Source organism: Lysinibacillus sp. NPDC096212 (assembly GCF_044763105.1).
Taxonomy (GTDB): domain Bacteria; phylum Bacillota; class Bacilli; order Bacillales_A; family Planococcaceae; genus Lysinibacillus.
Map to the genome: position 1 here is coordinate 31620 of NZ_JBIWFQ010000003.1, position 16118 is coordinate 47737.

The 16118-nt window shown below is 33.3% G+C and carries 19 protein-coding genes; 6 read left to right on the forward strand and 13 right to left on the reverse strand.

Annotation, left to right across the window (positions count from 1 at the left end):
• The 9 genes from ACIQ7T_RS03525 to ACIQ7T_RS03565 all read right to left on the reverse strand — a co-directional run bounded on the left by ACIQ7T_RS03525 (window position 1) and on the right by ACIQ7T_RS03565 (window position 7721).
• The gene (locus ACIQ7T_RS03525) at window positions 1–759 is read right to left on the reverse strand and encodes an ABC transporter ATP-binding protein (protein WP_370076149.1); all 759 of its coding nucleotides are present in this window, start codon (window positions 757–759) and stop codon (window positions 1–3) included.
• Window positions 760–1005: 246 nt separating this feature from the next.
• Complete coding sequence (locus ACIQ7T_RS03530; RefSeq protein ID WP_402868669.1) at window positions 1006–1203, reverse strand: DinB family protein; 198 nt, start codon at window positions 1201–1203, stop codon at window positions 1006–1008.
• Between the two features lie 566 nt (window positions 1204–1769).
• A complete protein-coding gene (locus tag ACIQ7T_RS03535; protein ID WP_370076145.1) occupies window positions 1770–1928 on the reverse strand; it encodes a hypothetical protein in 159 nt (52 codons plus the stop codon).
• Between the two features lie 75 nt (window positions 1929–2003).
• The gene (locus ACIQ7T_RS03540; protein WP_370076143.1) at window positions 2004–3443 is read right to left on the reverse strand and encodes a sensor histidine kinase; all 1440 of its coding nucleotides are present in this window, start codon (window positions 3441–3443) and stop codon (window positions 2004–2006) included.
• Window positions 3444–3452: 9 nt separating this feature from the next.
• Window positions 3453–4163, reverse strand: coding sequence for a response regulator transcription factor (locus ACIQ7T_RS03545; protein ID WP_402868671.1), 711 nt, complete (start codon window positions 4161–4163; stop codon window positions 3453–3455).
• 23 nt (window positions 4164–4186) lie between these two features.
• The gene (locus ACIQ7T_RS03550; protein WP_402868673.1) at window positions 4187–4717 is read right to left on the reverse strand and encodes an ABC transporter permease; all 531 of its coding nucleotides are present in this window, start codon (window positions 4715–4717) and stop codon (window positions 4187–4189) included.
• A gap of 195 nt (window positions 4718–4912) precedes the next feature.
• Window positions 4913–5791 (reverse strand): ABC transporter ATP-binding protein, encoded by an 879-nt coding sequence (locus ACIQ7T_RS03555; RefSeq protein WP_402868675.1) that lies wholly within the window; start codon window positions 5789–5791, stop codon window positions 4913–4915.
• 188 nt (window positions 5792–5979) lie between these two features.
• The gene (locus ACIQ7T_RS03560; RefSeq protein ID WP_402868677.1) at window positions 5980–6996 is read right to left on the reverse strand and encodes an ABC transporter permease; all 1017 of its coding nucleotides are present in this window, start codon (window positions 6994–6996) and stop codon (window positions 5980–5982) included.
• Window positions 6993–7721 carry an ABC transporter ATP-binding protein gene (locus tag ACIQ7T_RS03565; RefSeq protein WP_370076133.1) on the reverse strand — a complete coding sequence of 243 codons (729 nt, stop codon included), beginning with the start codon at window positions 7719–7721 and terminating at the stop codon, window positions 6993–6995. Before ACIQ7T_RS03565 ends, ACIQ7T_RS03560 begins: the two co-directional genes overlap by 4 nt.
• A gap of 427 nt (window positions 7722–8148) precedes the next feature.
• On the opposite strand from ACIQ7T_RS03565, the gene ACIQ7T_RS03570 reads away from it, so the two are divergent.
• The 3 genes from ACIQ7T_RS03570 to ACIQ7T_RS03580 all read left to right on the forward strand — a co-directional run bounded on the left by ACIQ7T_RS03570 (window position 8149) and on the right by ACIQ7T_RS03580 (window position 10210).
• The gene (locus tag ACIQ7T_RS03570) at window positions 8149–8748 is read left to right on the forward strand and encodes a TetR/AcrR family transcriptional regulator (protein ID WP_402868679.1); all 600 of its coding nucleotides are present in this window, start codon (window positions 8149–8151) and stop codon (window positions 8746–8748) included.
• Between the two features lie 186 nt (window positions 8749–8934).
• Window positions 8935–9537, forward strand: coding sequence for a TetR/AcrR family transcriptional regulator (locus ACIQ7T_RS03575; protein ID WP_402868681.1), 603 nt, complete (start codon window positions 8935–8937; stop codon window positions 9535–9537).
• Window positions 9538–9565: 28 nt separating this feature from the next.
• Entirely contained in the window at window positions 9566–10210 is a 645-nt protein-coding gene (locus ACIQ7T_RS03580) for a CPBP family intramembrane glutamic endopeptidase (RefSeq protein WP_402868683.1), read from the forward strand.
• An 85-nt stretch (window positions 10211–10295) separates the two neighbouring features.
• Here ACIQ7T_RS03580 and ACIQ7T_RS03585 read toward each other — a convergent pair whose 3' ends face one another.
• From ACIQ7T_RS03585 to ACIQ7T_RS03595, 3 genes are all read right to left on the reverse strand, one after another.
• Window positions 10296–11093: an ABC transporter permease subunit gene (locus ACIQ7T_RS03585; protein WP_402868685.1), complete on the reverse strand. Its 798-nt coding sequence runs from the start codon at window positions 11091–11093 to the stop codon at window positions 10296–10298.
• Window positions 11090–11983: an ABC transporter ATP-binding protein gene (locus tag ACIQ7T_RS03590; protein WP_402868687.1), complete on the reverse strand. Its 894-nt coding sequence runs from the start codon at window positions 11981–11983 to the stop codon at window positions 11090–11092. The genes ACIQ7T_RS03585 and ACIQ7T_RS03590 overlap by 4 nt, the downstream gene beginning before the upstream one ends.
• Before the next feature lie 159 nt (window positions 11984–12142).
• Window positions 12143–13042 carry a hypothetical protein gene (locus tag ACIQ7T_RS03595; protein ID WP_402868689.1) on the reverse strand — a complete coding sequence of 300 codons (900 nt, stop codon included), beginning with the start codon at window positions 13040–13042 and terminating at the stop codon, window positions 12143–12145.
• Window positions 13043–13432: 390 nt separating this feature from the next.
• Here ACIQ7T_RS03595 and ACIQ7T_RS03600 point away from each other — a divergent pair, with 390 nt between their 5' ends.
• Window positions 13433–14062 carry a hypothetical protein gene (locus ACIQ7T_RS03600; protein WP_370076121.1) on the forward strand — a complete coding sequence of 210 codons (630 nt, stop codon included), beginning with the start codon at window positions 13433–13435 and terminating at the stop codon, window positions 14060–14062.
• A gap of 153 nt (window positions 14063–14215) precedes the next feature.
• On the opposite strand, the gene ACIQ7T_RS03605 is transcribed toward ACIQ7T_RS03600, so the two are convergent.
• Window positions 14216–14512 (reverse strand): hypothetical protein, encoded by a 297-nt coding sequence (locus ACIQ7T_RS03605; protein ID WP_370076119.1) that lies wholly within the window; start codon window positions 14510–14512, stop codon window positions 14216–14218.
• A 434-nt stretch (window positions 14513–14946) separates the two neighbouring features.
• Between ACIQ7T_RS03605 and ACIQ7T_RS03610 the strand changes: the two genes are divergently transcribed.
• Both ACIQ7T_RS03610 and ACIQ7T_RS03615 read left to right on the forward strand, forming a co-directional pair.
• Window positions 14947–15519, forward strand: coding sequence for a class I SAM-dependent methyltransferase (locus ACIQ7T_RS03610; protein ID WP_370076117.1), 573 nt, complete (start codon window positions 14947–14949; stop codon window positions 15517–15519).
• Window positions 15519–16112, forward strand: a complete 594-nt coding sequence (locus tag ACIQ7T_RS03615) for a DedA family protein (RefSeq protein WP_370076115.1) — start codon at window positions 15519–15521, stop codon at window positions 16110–16112. The genes ACIQ7T_RS03610 and ACIQ7T_RS03615 overlap by 1 nt, the downstream gene beginning before the upstream one ends.
• Window positions 16113–16118: the final 6 nt, after the last annotated feature.

Here is a 16118-nt window from a genome sequence, read left to right on the forward strand (position 1 = left end):
TTACTCCTTTCCTGCGACATAAGAAAAGATAATATGTTCACGCTCTTGTATGCTAGCATCATCGTATTGATCGAAGTTTAAAATACCTCCAATTTTTCCATCCTGAATGAAAATAAGCCGATTAGCACGACAGGCAGCTTTTATATCATGTGTAATCATTACTACAGACTGACCCTTTTTGTTTAAAGTCGTTAAAATATCTAAGACAGCTACACCTTGATCGTAATTTAAACTACCCGTTGGTTCATCTGCAAACAGTATCTCTGGGTCATTGACTAATGCTCTAGCAATAGCAGCTCTTTGTTGCTGTCCACCAGAGGTTTGCGAAGGTAAACGATTTCGTTGTTCTTCAAGTCCCATTTTATTTAATAGCATCTCCGCTTTTTTGATCACATCTTTTTTAGGATATTTTGCAATATATCCTGGGAGGGTGATGTTTTCTAGCAATGTCATATCCGGGACGAGATTACTACTTTGATAGACATATCCAATTTTTTTAGAGCGAAATGTAGCTAACTGCTGTTCGGTAAATGTATCTAGCCTTTCCCCATGAAAATAAACTTCACCAGTCGTAATGGAATCAAGACCACTTAAAAGATAAAGCAGTGTCGATTTACCTGAACCGGAGTTTCCCATAATGACTGTAAAATCTCCTTTATATATTTCAATATTAATATTTTTTATTGCATGAAATTGCTCACTTCCTGTGGAATATGTCTTACATAGATTTTGAGCTCGAATAAGTACCTCTTTATCCACGAGAATACCTCCTTCAAATGTATTTCTTTTAGTGTAAGGGTGAATTATTATAAGGTCCTTATTAAATTATTAATAAATTCTTACAACATATATGTAGATTTGAAAATCATATTTTATCCTGAATTAACAGCCCGTAAAAGCAGATTGGTGGAGATCTTATAAACAGTGGGTATAACATAGCGAAATTTTATATAAAGACAAAAATAAGCTTTGGATATAAGATGATGTCCAAAGCTCTTTCATAAATTATTTTGTTTTTACCTGCTCAATTTTTAATCCGAAAATTTGAGGCGGTTCAATCTTGTTCATTTGTAAATATGTAGAGATTTGTCCGCGATGATGGATTTCATGCTCGGGAATCGACATAAGTATTCTCCAAGCATTTACTTCATGACCATGAAGGGTTAAAACCTTTTTTGACACCAAACCGTTACCAATTTTCAATAGCCCCTCTGTTAATTTAGTTTGACATGATTCTAAATAATTTGAAATATCCTCAAGAGTAGCCCCCTTACAGATTTTCCGAACAAGAAAGCCTATGCAGGGTGTAGCCCGTCTTTAGACATGGGATGAAAGTGAGGTCAGACAAGAGGTAACTATTACTACCTTAATTGTCTGAAAGGGTGTTATACTTCATCTATAGACTGTAAAAGTCTATAAAACACGCTCGTTCATTGAAAATTGGATATTGTATAAGGTTCGATAGCCTAATTCATGCTATCGGTAAAACAATATGTGTCGTCACGAAAAAGACGCTAAAACATATCGGACGAAACCAACTATACGCTATGGTAACAGTAGTGTAGCCCTATCTGCTATATGCACTGGATAGGGAGGGGTAATGGGATACCCCAATCTTGAGAACTGTTCAAAACAGAAATGGACTGCGAACGCATAGTTACTCAGGAATCCCACTGACATTAGTCAGCTTGTCCCTTTAGGGGTGGGAGTCTCAATAGTATCATGTCCTGCGTACGTCCACGAGCCATGTTCAAATATTCCGAGGAACATCAAACGAGATGATGCAATATGAATAAATCACCTATAGAAAATTTATCTTCTGAGGGCTTCCAATCTAAAAGTTCGTCAGGTATTGCCTTCATATATTGCATCGTTCGTTTATGAACACCATCTAAATATTTTACATATTCCCCTATGTCATGAATCATGTCTTCACTCTCCCATTTTTTTCTGACTTTCATTACTTATATTCTTAATTTTTCGAAATTACCCTCTTAAAAAATTTAAATAATAGGAAGTGTTAATGTAAATGTTGTTCCTTCATTTTGCTTACTTTTAAATGAAATGGAACCATTGTGAGCTTCCATAATATGCTTGCATATAGATAATCCGAGTCCGGCTCCTTCATTTTTCACAGCAGTCTCACCTGTAGCTTGAATACCTCTGAAATAGCGTTCAAAAATAAAAGGCATATCTTGAGGCAATATCCCATTACCATTATCTATTACATTAATGTATAGTAATTGATTTTCAATATTGATAGAAACGGTTATGGAATCGCCTTTAGTAGTATGCTTTAGTGCATTCGTAATAAGGTTTGAAAGTACCTGCTCTAGTCGATGCTTATCTACTTGAATAAGTACATTAGGGATAGACTCTGGCTCGATAAAATGAATGCCGGTTGTTTGGACGTAATGACGAATTGGATGCAAAATATTCGTAAAGATATCTTTGCTGTATTGCTCTGTTAAGTTAACCGGGATATGCCCAAGTTCTTTCAAAGTGTGAATAAATAAATCATCAATTAACCTGGACATTTTTTCAGTATTTGTCTGCATAGTTTGAATATACGACATAAGCGAATCCATATCAGGACAAATTCCTTCAGAAATAGCGTCTAAATAAGCTTTTAATGTTGTTAGAGGTGTTCTTACTTCATGAGAAATACTAGATATAAGCTTTTTTTGGTTTTGTTCTTGTTCATCTCGTTGAATAGTAAGGTTTTTTATTTCCAGGCGCATTTGATCAAACACTGCATACAATTCACCGATTTCATCTGCCCGCGAATATACTGTTTTTTGTTCATAATTACCTTTAATAATTTCCTTGGTATTGTTTTTCAAATGATTTAAAGGAAGCAAGATCTCATTGTTAGACTTCCGTACAAAGTACAAGGTCAGTCCTATAATGCAAAAACATAATAAACCACATATGAATAAAAGTATAAAATTGCTAGGACTAGGCTGTTCTATGGGGAAGAGTATATCTCTATCAATAGTAAAAATAGCGTTCCCTAGTTGTTCATGCGTCTCACTAATTATAGGGAAGGCAATTTTTATGATCCCAGGTTGTTGTTGAGACGTAAATAAATCATAATGTAAATCTTCTTCTAAGTTAATAAACTGTGAAATATCGCCTTCGATTGAATTAAATAAAATTTTTCCATCTAATTGAACAACTGTAATATCTATTCCTTCGCTATTGCTCATTTCTTGGAGGGAATTGCGTAAATTTAAATTCTGTTCGAGACTTGTAAAATGATCTTCTATGTACAATAATTGTTCATTTACTTTTAAACGAATTTGATTGATCACATATTCATCTTGTGGTTCGTCACTGCGATTAAAATTTGTGAAAAATAATGTGAAGATACAAATAAACAACAGTAAAACACAGATTAGTGTCGACCATAACCATTTCTCCATCCAATTTTTTATGTACATCATGCTCTCCTACAAATGGTTTTGAGTACTAAATTTATAGCCAACGCCCCAAACGGTTTGAATATAAATAGGACAAGATGGATCGATTTCAACTTTTTCGCGTAGACGTCTGATGTAAACGGTTATCGTATTTTCATCGCCATATGTCTCATAGCCCCAAATAGCATCGAGTAACTGATTTTTAGAGAAAACCTGATTACGATTTTTCATTAGAAAAAATAGTAAATCAAATTCTTTAGCTGATAGGGGAACGTGCTTTTTATGACGTAAAAAAGTATATTCATTTTTATTGATTTCCATATGATCGATTTGAATCATATCTACCTGGCTTGCATTGTCCTGCAGCCATCTATCCTGTTTTCGTAAATGGGCATTTATTCTTGCCACAAGCTCACTTAAAGAAAATGGCTTTGTCATATAATCATCTGCACCGAACCCCAAGCCAAGAACTTTATCGGTGTCACTGTTACGGGCACTTAAAATTAGTATAGCAACATTACTATTTTCACGAATTTGACGACATAATTCGATACCATCGCAATCAGGGAGAGAAAGGTCAAGAATAATGAAGTCAGGATAGGTTTCCTTTATATATTGGGTTGCTTCATGACCAGTATTAACGATATGAGGATCGAAATGGTTGACGCTTAAGTAGTCCTTCATAATAGTTGCAATAGCACTTTCATCTTCTATAATTAGCACCTTGGCTTTTTTAACCATAAGAATTCTCCTTCGTTAGAAATTTACTTCCTTTTTCGATTTGATAGGAGGAAGAACAACAAGATGACGAAGCTTGCATAGATGAATATCCAGGCAAATTGCCAATAAAAACTGTTCGGTATTGACTTTATAGAATCTTCTGAACTCATTATTTCCAGTGAAAAACGGACAGGTGGAAGCAGCCAAATTAGTCCCTTGATCTGCAAAATTGTCTCTTTTAAAGTAGCGATAACGACAGATACAATTAAAATGGCAAGTACACCCCACCAAGTATTTTGCTTGTTTTTAACGAGTTCTCTCGTGAAAATAGCTGAAAGTGCAATAGCTAGTACAGCTAAACTAAAATGAGAGAGAAATCCTAGTAATTGATGTATAAATCTTGGTTTTTCTCCAAAGGCGCCAATTAGAGTAGGGTAGATCACGGATACACAGCTTAAGAATAAACCAATGAGTATACAAATTATAAAAATTCCTAAATTATATCGCGTGCGACTTTTGGCATGAAGTGTTGTTATTACTTTTTGTCCTTCGTCTTCTGCGTGAAATAGTGTCACTGTAAACCATCCCATTAGAAAAAAGAGAATAATAGCTGTAAACGAATAGCTATTTAATATAGGATTTGGGATAAAGGTATAGTTGACAACAAGACATAAAATGAAAATTGAAAAGGGTGGGACATATTTATAGGTCCTCAAATAATTAATAAAATGATAGCGCAATAAACTAGTCATGTTAGCATCTTTTCCTCCTTAAAAATGGGTGTAAAATTGTTCCTCCTTCTGATTAATTGGGATTAATTGTTTAATACAGGCTTTTTTCTGTAGGAGATCAAGTAATACTTGATCAGTATCTTCTGTTTTAATAACGGTAATGACCTCATGACAGCCATTATTTAATAGACTTCGATGTTGAATTTCAAGAAAAGGAAATAGGTCGTCCAATAATTTATCATTTGATATTTCAAAAGTTAATTTGTTTTTCTTTATATCATTTTTATTGAATGAATCAGCTTGAATGACCTTATTATTTTGAATAACAAGAACTATATCAACAAGATGTTGCAGTAATTTTGTTTCGTGACATGTTAAAACGATACTTAATCCTTTGTCCTTTAAAATGGAGAGAGTTTCTTCTAAGTCACTTTGGGCCTTAGGATCGAGTCCTGATAACGGTTCATCTAAGATAAGTAGATCTGTGTCTTCAAGCATTGCCTGCATAATCATAACCTTTTGCTTCATACCCTTAGAAAAATTAACAATCCGAATGTTCCGAGCTTCCTGTAAATGAAATAATTCAAGTAACTCATTTATTTTTTGCTGTAGTTGCTTTTTGGCCATGCCTTGAATACTGCCCATATGATAAAGATATTCTTCAGGCGTAAACAAAATATGTGAAGGGGTCACTTCTGGCACATAGCCAATTTTTAAAGATTGTCGATGTTTCACGATAGAACCGCTGTCAGCATCGACTAATTCCGCAATAATTTTTAGAAGGGTACTCTTACCTGACCCATTCTTTCCTACTAGGGCTATAATTTGATTGGCACAAATAGAAAATGTAGCATTCTCTATAATTCTCTTACCTCTATACTGTTTAGAAATGTTCTGTATTTCCATAATCGTATTCATCTTTACACACCTTTATTTTTAGGCTTTTTATTGTAAGTCATTTAAGTTTCTATAAATTACGCTGCAAAACATTTAACTATTAACTGTAAATTTAGTATAGATGAATACTAGTTCCTTTGCTAATAGAAAATTGGTGTGATTTTCTAATTGAAAAAGTTCTGCCCAGTTTTTGAGCAGAACCCTTTTGATTATAATGATCGATATTTTTTTAGACTTATAATATTTAATGTAATAAATACAAGAGCGAAGCAAGCAAGAACCGCTAAGTCGGCTAGAATTTCGCTAAAGGAATAGCCCTTATACATAACCCCGTTTAACGCGTCTGCGGCATAGTATAGTGGCATAATACGCCCAATATTTTGCAGCCACTCCGCCATATTATCAAGTGGGAAAATACCTGAAAAGAAAATTTGCGGTACAATGACTAGCGGAATAAATTGCATCATTTGAAACTCTGATGCAGCAAAACTTGATAACAGAGCTCCTAATGATAATGAAACAAGTGCAACGACAATATTGATTAGTAGCACAAGCCAGATGGAGCCAACGTGTACGATATCAAGGACATAAATCCCGAATAGAACAATAATAGTCGTTTGAATAAATGCAAACAATCCATAACCAATTATATAGCCAGCAACAATTTCAGAACGTTTAATCGGTGTCGCTAGTAAGCGTTCCAATGTCCCTGAAGTTCGTTCTTTTAATAACGCTATACCTGTAATTAAAAAGACAAAGAAGAAAACAAAGAAGCCTGTAAGCATTGGGCTAAAAATATCAAAAGTAGCGGTATTTTCATCGCCATATACATACTCACTCGTCAACTTCATCATTGCAGATTGTTCTGGTTGCAAAACTTGAGATAGCTTCATCTTTAAAGCCTTAGCTGTAGACGGATCATCATTTAATAATGTGAGCTTCAATTGCGATTGATGAAAAGCTAACCAGCCATCATATTTTTCATCTTTTAAACTGGTAATAGAAAAATCATTTTTTTCGATAACATGAAAATTTGCTTCTTCAAGCTTTTCAATGATTGATGCTGGACCATTCGATACGACTAGTGTCATTTCAGGTTCGTTACTATTAAAAACAAAATACATTAACGAAAGCACAAGAAGAGGTGCAAAAAATAATAAGGCGAGTGTACGTTTATCGCGGATCATTTGCTGCATAATTCTTGTAACAATTGCGCCGATTCTCATAGTGCTTCACCTCCAGCCTTTAAAAACACTTCATCAAAGTCCTTTGCCTGATAATGAGCTTTCAAATCATGTGGTGTTCCATGCGCGATAATATGACCATTACGTAGCATTGCTAACTGGTCACAGCGCTCTGCTTCATCCATTGCATGTGTTGTTACTAAAATTGTTTTATGCTCATCGTTTTTTAAACGAATTAACTCCTGCCAAATTTCTTTTTTCAATACGGGATCAATACCAACCGTTGGCTCATCTAAAATCAACAACTTTGGATTTTGGATAAGGGCAATTGCAAGGGATAATCTTCGTTTCATTCCGCCAGAATAATTTAACACCTTACTATTTAAATCTTCCGTTAAATGAACAAGGTTGGCAGCATAATTGACACGCTCCACACGTTCTTTTTTTGATAAACGATAAAGCTTTGCAAAAAAATGAAGGTTCTCTTCACCGGTTAAATCCAAATATAGTGCATCAGATTGTGCCATATAGCCGATATCCGTCAGTAATTGCTTGTGAGGAACTGTATGATTTAACACTTGAATATTGCCATTATCGGGCTTAATCATTCCCATAATCATTTTAATTAACGTCGTTTTCCCACAGCCTGAAGGACCAAGTAAGCCAATAAGCTGACCCTTAGGAATTTCTAAGGAAAGCGGGGCAATTACTTGTTTTTGTTGAAACTTTTTTTCAATGGAGTTTAATGAAATTGCATTGTTTCCCATATATCCATCTCTCCTTTACTGAACACAGTGTTGATACTGAAATTTTAAGGCAGTGTATTGGAAATTACAATAAACAGATAGCTAGAAAGTGTTAAGTGATTTTGGATTTTAACATTTTCGGGCTAGATGAAATCAGACTGCTTTAGTCGTTGAAAATAGTAGCCATTAATCATCATATTCAATGGAGAATTTTCCGATTTTATAATCATTTAAGATATATATTCTTAATGCTACGGTACTACTCTAGACATTTTTAAAAATATTTTTAAATAACAATTTTACTAAATGAAATTAATGGAAATAAATAAAGAAGAATGCCGATAAATAAGGTAATACTGTAATTACAAATATTTGACCTTGTTGTGATCATATAACAACATCGCTAAGAACTGATCGGAATAAAGTGATAATACAATGGGGGATCTAAATGTCTATTCACGATATTATGAATTTTGAAACGAAACGGGCTATAAAAAATGCATTACTTATACAAATAGGGGAAGTAGGTTTTGAACGAGTAACAGTAAAAAACCTTGCTATTACCGCAAACATTAATCGAGGAACTTTTTATTTACACTATAAGGATAAATATGAAGTGATGGAGGATTTGCAGCAGGAATTATTAAATGAACTAGAGAGCTATGTAAAAACCGTTCAACCACTAGATGCCTTTCATACGATAAAATTAGGTCAACTTTATCAGCCATTTATAGCAGTGTTTAAATATATTAAAGAGCATGCAACAGCCTTTCGAGTAATTTTAGGGGAGCAGGGGAGCCCTGCTTTTAGTAAGAGGATGAAGAAAGTTTTTAGTAATCATATATTGGACAGAATTTCTGTTATGCGGGAAGAAGGGCTTGATCCAGAATTCCAACGATATTTTGAAGCTTTTTTAACTTCCGCGATTTTAGGTGTTATTCAAGAGTGGTTAGACAGTGGGAATGAAGATTTAAACGTGGAGGAGTTAGCGATGATTCATTTTCGTTTATTGCGATTCCTTGGCGATTTGGCCACTTTGCAGCAATGAAAGTTTTAGTAAGGAGATGCTCTCAATATCTCCTTACTAAAAAGTATCTTTTAATTAGAAAGAAATTTTATTCATTTTATTTGAGAAAATTCTCTCAAAATCTGTTAAATGATTGACAAATATTGTATTGAACAATAAAATGGCTTTATATTGACTGACTAATCAATCAAAAAAGGAGCGGTATTAATGCCAAGAAACGAAGAACAAAACCAGGAGCTTAGAGATGCACGGAAAGAACAAATATTACAAGCTGCATTAATAGTCTTTGCCAGAAGAGGAATGGTGGCAACAAAAATCAGTGATATTGCTAAAGAAGCTGGTTTAAGCCATGGACTTGTCTACCATTATTTTGATTCAAAAGATGAAATTTTTTCGATGCTTGTAAAAAAAGCTGCTAATAGTTCTATTGAAATTATTCAGAAAGCAATTGAGCAAATGGGTACACCGCTTGAGAAATTAAAGTGGATGACAGAGCAAATATTAAATAACTTAATAGATACAGAACATACTTTTTTATTTTTGATTATGATACAGGCAAGTACTTCTGACGCTATCCCAAATGAAGTAAAAGAGTTTCTAACAAAGGATAATGCACTATCACCTGTTGAGGCTACATTGCCTATGATTGTAGCAGGTCAGGGAGAGGGGGAAATCATTTCAGCAAATCCTGTAACATTAGCTGTTACTTATTTTGCTTTTATACAAGGTTTAGCAATTAACAAAATTCAATGGCCAGAATGCCCGATACCTGATGCAAATATGCTTATGAAAATTTTTACAAAAGAATAAAATCAAAGAAGGGTTGGCTACAAATAATATGAGTAGTAAAAAAAGTATATATCTTCTACTATCACCATTTGTGATCATTGGATTAGGCTTTATAACTGCATCAATCTTTAGTCAGTACATACAAGGGTGGGCTTGGATTCCATTGGCGATAGTTTACTGGAGTACAATTGGAATCTGTATTTTTTATTTTAAAGGAGATAAGCCGATTGAAAATTGGCTAGGAAAATCTGAAGTTTCTAAAATTTGGATTACGATATCTTTACTATTAGGAATGTTTCCGTTAACTATATTTTTCATGAACTATAAGTTATTTAATTCTACTTTTCTTATTGTGCTATGGTTATTATTTGCTGTTATAAATCCTTGGTTTGAAGAGCTGTACTGGCGTGGGATATTACTGGATGGTCTGGCAAACTGGTTTCCTAAATGGTTAAGTATATTGTATACAACTTTATTTTTTGTACTTAGTCATCCATTAATGTGGGGAGTATTTTCTATTGCTAGTAAATCCTATCATTTATATATTTATTTAAGTTTAGCCGGTGTTGTTTGGGCAATTACATATTTTAAAACAAAGAGCTTGAGATGGGTAATATTTTCACATTTTATTGTAGATATCGGTAACTTAACTGTTTTAACCTTTTTAAATATTTATTTACCACCTACAATGTAGAAATTATATTTATTTAACTTCAGCCTATAAATAATTTGGCTTGGCTTAGAAAAAAACAAGTCAAGCCAATTCTACGTTCTACATTTTACAAGTACAAATCACGTTTAACAAAAACACGAATAGCGAGCATATAGCATAGCATCCCAATTAAAAATAATGCCCCTAGCATCCAAATAGACGAACTATCTTGAGTCATTAATTTTTCAGGTGTAAACAATGAGTAAATCGTGAAGTACTTAAGCTTTTCTAAAGAACCACCCATATTACTAAGCGCTTGAATTAAATAAAAAAGAATAGGAATTCCTGTACTATATGCATAAGAGGTTCTTAAATCCTTGCTACTACAGGATACAAAAAAGCAGTAGCCACTAATGGCAAAGTGTAAGAAAAAAAGACCGATATTTAATGTCAAAAAAGCACTTATATTCAATTCATTTGGAAATAGAATCTCTGAAAATATAACTGCTGCCAAAGTTGTTATGGAGAGCAATATAAAGATGCTAGCAACTAAAAAAAATGCTTGAGTGAAAACAATTTTAAAACGTGTATTCGGTGTCGCGATTAAGTATGCCATTGAACCATTATCGATATAGCCCATAATTAGTTTATTTGCCGACATAATGATGAAAACTAACGGTAGAATAAGCAATAAAAATCCATACAAATAGGTTGATAGAAACTCAATTAACGTATTACCTATGTTACTCATACCAAATGCCGACATTAATTCAGGCATTGTTTCGGTAAGCTTATTAAGAGTATTGCTCATCTCAGGGTTATACATATAGACGATACTAATGATATAGAGCATTAATACAGCGAGAATAATACTAAAAAGTTTAATAGCAGCTAGCATCTCATGTTTTAGCAAAGTAAAGTTCATAATTCTTTACCTCCACTTTCGTAGTAATGCATGAATATATCTTCAAGTGATTGTGAAATGATATCGAGGTCATTAATTTTATAGTCTGCTAATGTATGAAGTAATGTTTGGACATTACCTTGAACTTTTATAATAGCTTGTGTTGGCCCGATTTGTTCAATTTTAAGTTGCTCTCCTATGAAACGAGAGAGCTCTTGCTCGTTCTGAAATTCAATTAAAAACTTTTTAGATTTTTGTTTTTTTAAGTCAGCAATTGTTTCAGTTGCAACAATTTTCCCAGCATTAAGGATCGCTACACGGTCACAAGTTTTTTCAATTTCTTCAATCATATGAGAGGACATGAATATTGTTGTTCCTTTTTCTTTTTCAGCTAAAATAAAATCGATAAACTTTGTTTGTATAAGAGGATCTAATCCACTTGTCGGTTCATCTAGAATGACTATCTCAGGGTTATGCATAAATGTGCAAATGAGGCCAAGTTTTTGCTTCATACCTTTTGACATTTTCTTAATAAGCCCAGTGGCATTTAATTCAAAATATTGCATGAGTTCATTAGCTCTTGTTAAATCATGTAATCCTCGCATTTGGGCAATAAATTTGATAAATTGTTGTCCAGTCATTTTATCGATAAACGCAATTTCACCAGGTAAATAGCCTACAAACTTTTGAATTTCAGCCGAAGATTGTCGACAATCCAATCCTTTTATGAAACACTGTCCTCCCGTGGGTTGTAAGAAGCCCATTAAATGCCGTATTGTAGTAGATTTACCGGCACCATTTGGACCTAAAAATCCGAACACTTCACCTTTTTCAATCTGTAAGTCCACATTCTGTACACTATAAAAATCGCCAAACTTTTTAGTTAAATTATTGACTTCGATCATTGCCATACAATTCACCTCTTGGACTGTTCTTTATAATGATTATAAGACTATTTTTCAAAAAATAAATGACTATAAAAAAGAACATGAATGGCTTTTTTTAAAAGACACCTTCATGTTCTCCGCTTAGTGATTACAATTTCACATGTAATATCAATTTGAAGATATTTATTCTCCATAATAATTATTCAGTGCTACTTCTAAACGTTCTTCTAAGTGCTCCGAAATATAACTCAACACAAATTGCTCCTTTTCCATCTCAATTTGAGAGGAACGAAAAGTTTTTCTGAAAAAGCCTGCCTTATTTTTCGCTGTAAATTGCTGTAATGCTTCTGTCCGTAATGTCGACACAATTTCATTTTCAATATGACGCTCACGAATTTTTTGAACAATATCCTTTACGCTACGCTCTTGCAGTTCTGAAATTTGTTTTTGTAGATTTTCATTTTCTTGTTTAAGTTCAGCTGTGTCTTTCTGAATCTCTTCTACTTGAAGCTCTGATTCCGAGGATACTAATTGAATGTTTTGTGCGAGAAAGTCTTGATTGATCGTTACTTGTATGGATCCATGTTCTTCGTTTGGAAGAATATTAAAAAGTCCTGTTTGTATCATTTGCTGCAGAACATTTCCAAGAATATCAACTTTATTCGCTAAATCATCAGTGCCCATAGTTGTCGCAGTTATTTGATGTTTGAAGAGTTGACCGTTGTCATCAATTCCTAGTAGATGTTTTAAGCCTCTGACGCGGTGTTCATCTTTTAGCAGTAAAATCATACGAAGTCTTAAGATGGCAGGAAGGTTCAAACGAATATTGGTGTTTGGGCTATTCGAAGCATTATCAAAAATATACTGTTCAAATGGTTTAATGTAATAGCGAAGCATCGCATCCGTAATTTCAAACCAACCTGCGACTTCTGATGTAGAATAATAATTTGTTTCTTCAATATGCGCTAAATAGTCGTCGTTATAAAGTATTTCTTCTAAAGGTGTATTTTGTATTACGACAAACAATGGGTCATGTTGCACAATTCCGAGTACCGTTTCTTTTGCATCATTTAGTTTAAGCATCCTTTTACACCCCACTTTATTTTTCCGTATAACTCTATATAGGTTTCTATTCAACTGGAAGCAATTGTATGACTATTTTGTGTAGGAAATAATCATTAGAACTAATGACCTGAACACCTTCTCTGAATTTTAAGGGGAATTTAAGTCGTATAAAGTGGGAGAGGGGGTACTCATTTAACGTGTACCCCAATTTGTACCCCAATCCTGCTTCAAAAGAACGTTCTAAAATGCAATTAGGAAATTATTTGCAAATAGGCTTAATAGGTTTTGTTGACCAAATTTCATATTTTTCTAATAAATTCGATGACTACCTGAAAGAGAAAGTGATTTATATTAGGTATAGTAAATCTACATTCACTTATGTATAGTTATGAAGGAGGGATTTAAACAATGAAAAAATTACTTATATTACCACTGACATTGCTACTAGGTTTTTTGTTAGTAGCGTGTAGCCAAGATAAAGAAAGTGATAGTGGTAAGAAAACCGATAATGTTGATAAAACAACAGAAGAAACATCTAAAGACGAGTCGTTAAAAGTTGATAAAGGACTTTTAAATGTTGAGGTTACTATACCAGCTTCTTTTTATGAAGGTCAGGACATTGATCAAGCGATTACTGAAGCAAAAAAAGAAGGAATTAAGGAAGCCATCAAAAACGACGACGGCTCTGTGACATACAAAATGTCTAAATCAGTTCATAAAAAAATGATGGAAGAGCTAGAAAAAAGTGTTTTAGAAACAGTAGACGAGATTAAAACTAGTGATGATTTTCCTTCTATTAAAGACGTAACTTATAACAAGTCTTTTACGGAGTTTACGCTTACTGTAAATAAAGAAGAGTTTGAAAGCAGTTTTGATGCTATGTCATCAATGGGACTTGCTATAGTGGGTATGTATTATCAACTTTTTGGCGGAACGGATCCTGAGAAGTTTAAAGTTACAGTAATTTTTAAAGATGAATCAAATGGAGAGGTAATTAACAAAGTTGTTTATCCAGATGATTTGAATGATAGTAAATAAGTTGGAGAACACCTAATTTGGGTGTTCTTTTTTATTGTATTTTTGAGCATTTCCCAAATAGACAGGTATATAACACTTTGTAGAGAAATTAATAGATTATGCTGAAAAAAAACTATCTAAAAAGATAGTTTTTTAAAAAAATCACCCAATACATCAATGCATTTTAATTTGAGCTTTCAAATCCAGATCACTCATTTTAAAATATACAGAGAACCTATTTGATAAAGATTTTTTTAACTCTTCACCACGATCCTCGTCCAATGGTTTAGCATAAACCATAACCACGCCAATATTTTTGTTTCCATCACCCAAGGGATTAATTACTAAATCTTCTTTAAAAATTATAGCATTACTCATAGCTGCAAAATTTAAAACAGTATTTTGTAACATTCTCTTTTCTCTTTGATTCAATCCTATAGTATCAATTATTTCAATTGTGACATATTGCATATTTATCACCTCCAAATTAAATTTTACTATAAAAATAGAATAATATACCTCATTTTCATTTGTTTACCACATTTGTTTTTGTGTAGATTATCACTAGAAGTTGTGAATGACATTTGTTAAAACGTATTCTATTTGAAGTGTAGACTAGGCGACTCCTTTAGGATTAGCGTCAAAGTTGAGACACTGCTACGAAGCGGCTCATCGGATGCCCCCAGGAAAGCATTAGTATCATTGGTGCTTCATTTATTAATCCTGTAGTCTCTGAAAATAAAGAGGACAAGGAAACAAAGTCTTAATCATAGTTATCCGATTATAAATACAGCTAAATAATGTAAACTCTTAAGAAAAATTTAAGAAATCTCCCCGCAATTCTTTAAGAAATGCACTTTATAGTAAAAGCATCTAATAATTACTAATGATCGGGGAGAAAATTTATGCAATTTATCACGTTCCTTACTGAATTTATAAAACATCCAAAAACTATAGGTGCGATTTCACCTAGTTCAAAAAAACTAGCCAAAAAAATGGTCGAAACAATTTGTTTTGAAAATGCCCAATGTATTGTTGAACTAGGTCCGGGTACAGGTTCGTTTACGAAAGAATTAATAAAAAGAAAAGAGCAGTCAACAAAGTTAATTCTTATTGAAAATAATGAGATTTTTTATGAAAAGCTACGTGAACAATTTGCACATGAGCCGAGTATAATCGTAATATATGGATCAGCTGAGGATTTATGCAAATATATGTCAGCATTAAAAATCGAAAAAATTGATTATGTCGTATCTGGATTACCTTTTACGTCTTTGGATTCTGTCGTTTCCTCACGTATTTTACGAAATGTAAAGGAATGCTTAGAAGACGGAAAATTTATTACATTCCAATATTCACTTGTTAGGAAATCCTTTATCCAAAACTATTTTGAGGATATTACACATGAAAAAGTATGGATTAACCTTCCACCTGCCTATGTGCTGAGCTGTAAACTTGGAAATGTGAGGGCTATTTAATGGGATTACAGGATCTTGTATCATATATCGAGCAATATGGTTATTTTGCTTTATTTTTTAGCTTATGGTTAGGAATCGTGGGTATGCCCCTTCCTGATGAAATGATCGTTATGAGCGGCGGCTTTATGTCTTCATTAGATAAAATGAGTGTGTTAAAAGCTTTTATAATAACTTATCTTGGTGCAGTTTCAGGACTTTCCTTAGGATTTATCCTTGGTAAAGTGTTTGGCCATAAAATACTTGATAAATTGGTGAAAAAGAACAAGGCTAAATATTTATTAAAGTCAAAAGAATTAATAGATAGATATGGTCATTTTGCTTTAGTTATAAGCTACTTCATACCAATCGTGAGACATATACTTCCATACTTAGTAGGTATGAACAACATGTCGTTTAAAAAATACGCTTTGTATTACTACACAGCAGGTTTTGTTTGGACATCGATTTACTTTACACTTGGTTTGTTCTTTGGAAAACACATTGAAACCATTTCAATATTAGCAACAAAATACGGTATATATTTTGGTGTTTTCGTCGGTATTGTAGGGTGTTTTTATTATTTTTATAGACGAAAATTAAAGACGGTATTGTAGGGTGTT

Coding starts and splice junctions, on each gene's coding strand:
- ACIQ7T_RS03535 (WP_370076145.1), bottom strand. CDS start 1,928: ATGATTCATGACATAGGGGAATATGTAAAATATTTAGATGGTGTTCAT.
- ACIQ7T_RS03540 (WP_370076143.1), bottom strand. CDS start 3,443: ATGTACATAAAAAATTGGATGGAGAAATGGTTATGGTCGACACTAATC.
- ACIQ7T_RS03545 (WP_402868671.1), bottom strand. CDS start 4,163: ATGGTTAAAAAAGCCAAGGTGCTAATTATAGAAGATGAAAGTGCTATT.
- ACIQ7T_RS03555 (WP_402868675.1), bottom strand. CDS start 5,791: ATGAATACGATTATGGAAATACAGAACATTTCTAAACAGTATAGAGGT.
- ACIQ7T_RS03560 (WP_402868677.1), bottom strand. CDS start 6,996: ATGAGAATCGGCGCAATTGTTACAAGAATTATGCAGCAAATGATCCGC.
- ACIQ7T_RS03565 (WP_370076133.1), bottom strand. CDS start 7,721: ATGGGAAACAATGCAATTTCATTAAACTCCATTGAAAAAAAGTTTCAA.
- ACIQ7T_RS03570 (WP_402868679.1), top strand. CDS start 8,149: ATGTCTATTCACGATATTATGAATTTTGAAACGAAACGGGCTATAAAA.
- ACIQ7T_RS03575 (WP_402868681.1), top strand. CDS start 8,935: ATGCCAAGAAACGAAGAACAAAACCAGGAGCTTAGAGATGCACGGAAA.
- ACIQ7T_RS03580 (WP_402868683.1), top strand. CDS start 9,566: ATGAGTAGTAAAAAAAGTATATATCTTCTACTATCACCATTTGTGATC.
- ACIQ7T_RS03585 (WP_402868685.1), bottom strand. CDS start 11,093: ATGAACTTTACTTTGCTAAAACATGAGATGCTAGCTGCTATTAAACTT.
- ACIQ7T_RS03590 (WP_402868687.1), bottom strand. CDS start 11,983: ATGGCAATGATCGAAGTCAATAATTTAACTAAAAAGTTTGGCGATTTT.
- ACIQ7T_RS03595 (WP_402868689.1), bottom strand. CDS start 13,042: ATGCTTAAACTAAATGATGCAAAAGAAACGGTACTCGGAATTGTGCAA.
- ACIQ7T_RS03600 (WP_370076121.1), top strand. CDS start 13,433: ATGAAAAAATTACTTATATTACCACTGACATTGCTACTAGGTTTTTTG.
- ACIQ7T_RS03605 (WP_370076119.1), bottom strand. CDS start 14,512: ATGCAATATGTCACAATTGAAATAATTGATACTATAGGATTGAATCAA.
- ACIQ7T_RS03610 (WP_370076117.1), top strand. CDS start 14,947: ATGCAATTTATCACGTTCCTTACTGAATTTATAAAACATCCAAAAACT.
- ACIQ7T_RS03615 (WP_370076115.1), top strand. CDS start 15,519: ATGGGATTACAGGATCTTGTATCATATATCGAGCAATATGGTTATTTT.